This is a genomic window from Kitasatospora sp. NPDC023120, assembly GCF_055560835.1.
In genome coordinates this window covers 1-1,452 of sequence record NZ_JBVHHY010000115.1, presented here as the reverse complement: position 1 = coordinate 1,452, position 1,452 = coordinate 1, and the positions used below count along the sequence as shown (strand labels likewise).

The window sequence follows — 1,452 nt, the reverse complement described above, 5'->3', positions numbered from 1 at the left end:
TCAGGCGAAGGCCGCTTCCGTGTACGGGAGTTACCGATACGAGTGATCAAGTTCGGCAGCCCGTTCGAGGCTACTGCTTAAAGATCAAGCTAGGGTCTGTTTCAGAAGTGGATCAAGGTCTGCGATGATCATGTTCCATGGCTCGGGGAGATCTGTCAGACGCTCAGTGGGCGGTGCTGGAGCCGCTGCTACCGCAGGGGATCAAGCCTGGTCGGCCGCCGGTGCACAGCAAGCGGCAGCTGATCAACGGCATACGGTTCCGCACTCGGACGGGCATACCGTGGCGCGACCTTCCCGAACGGTACGGGCCGTGGGAGACGGTGTACGGCCTGTTCCGCCGCTGGCAGCGCGACGGCACCTGGCACCGCATTTTCGAGCAGCTCCAGGCCCAGGCCGACGCGAAGGGCCTGATCGCCTGGGACATCTCGGTGGACTCGACGGTCGCCCGTGCGCACCAGCACGCGGCCGGCGCCCGTAAAAGGGGGACATGCAGGTCGAGCCGCCCGGCGGTGTCTTCACCGAGCCCGACGACCACGGGCTCGGACGCTCGCGCGGTGGACTGACGACCAAGATCCACCTGGCGGTCGAGCAGGCCCAGAAGCCGATGTCGCTGGTGATCACGGCCGGGCAGCGCGGCGACTCCCCGCAGTTCCAGGTCGTCCTGGGCCGCATCCGGGTTCCACGGCTCGGGCCGGGACGACCGCGCACCCGGCCGGACAAGGTCCGCGCCGATAAGGCGTACGGCTCCCGCGCGAACCGCGCCTACCTGCGCAAACGCAAGATCGGCTGCACGATCCCGGAGAAGCGTGACCAGATCGCCAACCGCATGAAGCGCGGCTCCCATGGCGGCCGGCCACCGAAGTTCGACAAGGACAACTACAGGGAGCGCCACGCCGTGGAGTGCGGCATCAACCGCCTCAAGCGCCACCGCGCGGTCGCCACCCGGTATGACAAGTTGGCCGTTCGCTATGAGGCGACTGTGCTGGTCGCCGCCATAAACGAGTGGCTTTGAGACGCCCTCCGTTGCGATCATGCGGCAGTGAACGCAGGCCTTCCCGACGGGTGGACGATCGAGCGGGTGCGCTCCGCATCAGGGGACCCCGAAGCGGCCCTGCTCTCCCTCGAACGACTCGTCGTTGTCGAAGAGCACGGCCGTGCCGACTACACCCCTCTCCAGCCTGACGTCATCCTCTCCTTCCATGCCTTGTGCCTCGTGAGAGCCGACGACGACTGGTTCATGGGACAGCTCGACAATGACGGCTCAGTCATCTGCTGGGCCTCTTACGGCCCTGATCTGGGCGAAGCCATCCGAGGGTTGTGAGCTGTCAGGCAGCTCTCCTGATCGCTTCTGAAACAGGCCCTAGCTTGATCTTTAAGCAGTAGCCTCGAACGGGCTGCCGAACTTGATCACTCGTATCGGTAACTCCCGTACACGGAAGCGGCCTTCGCCTG

At 65.3% G+C, this 1,452-nt stretch carries 2 protein-coding genes; both read left to right on the top strand.

Annotated elements, in window-relative coordinates; genetic code table 11:
• The first annotated feature begins 137 nt into the window (after positions 1–137).
• Positions 138–1,012, top strand: a protein-coding gene (locus ACZ3TI_RS40975) for an IS5 family transposase (protein WP_465735693.1) whose coding sequence is annotated in 2 segments (ribosomal slippage) — positions 138–527 and positions 530–1,012 — 873 coding nt in all. Because the reading frame shifts where the segments join, the coding sequence is not laid out codon by codon here.
• 27 nt (positions 1,013–1,039) lie between these two features.
• A complete protein-coding gene (locus ACZ3TI_RS40970) occupies positions 1,040–1,321 on the top strand; it encodes a hypothetical protein (RefSeq protein ID WP_465735691.1) in 282 nt (93 codons plus the stop codon).
• Positions 1,322–1,452 lie beyond the last annotated feature (131 nt).